Genomic DNA, 383 nt, shown 5'->3' with positions numbered 1-383 from the left:
CGAACTCACCGTCGGCATGGGGCGTGAGCGCAACGGCCTTCCCATCGAGTTCCAGATCGACCTTTGCGTCCTTGACCGGACTGTTGTCAGCGAAGTGGTCAAGATAGACGGTGACGTTCTTGCCATTCACTACGCCGACCAGCTCGAAGAGTTCCGAGACGGCGGTAAATCGCGGCAATGCCGGGCCCGCTGTGGTCGCGGGCGCTTCTCCATGGTCGTGTCCGTCACCGGCCAGCGTTTGCGGGGCAAGCCCGGCAAGCACGGCAGCGAGGCTCCATGCCGCGAGGGTATGAGTGGATTTCATTTTGGGGATCCTGTTATTCATTCGGGAAGCAGGCCCAACGCTTGGCGCTGGGCCGAGATGGCGGCTGCCAGATCAATAC

Annotated in this window: 1 pseudogene; it reads right to left on the bottom strand. The window is 61.6% G+C overall.

Annotated elements, in window-relative coordinates:
- Positions 1-304 (bottom strand): annotated as a pseudogene (locus C662_RS19640) (hypothetical protein); the annotation flags it as partial.
- Positions 305-383: the final 79 nt, after the last annotated feature.

This window comes from Thauera sp. 28 (genome assembly GCF_000310145.2).
GTDB lineage: Bacteria > Pseudomonadota > Gammaproteobacteria > Burkholderiales > Rhodocyclaceae > Thauera > Thauera mechernichensis.
Note: the sequence above shows the minus strand (reverse complement) of the source record. Positions and strands in the feature narration are given on the sequence as shown.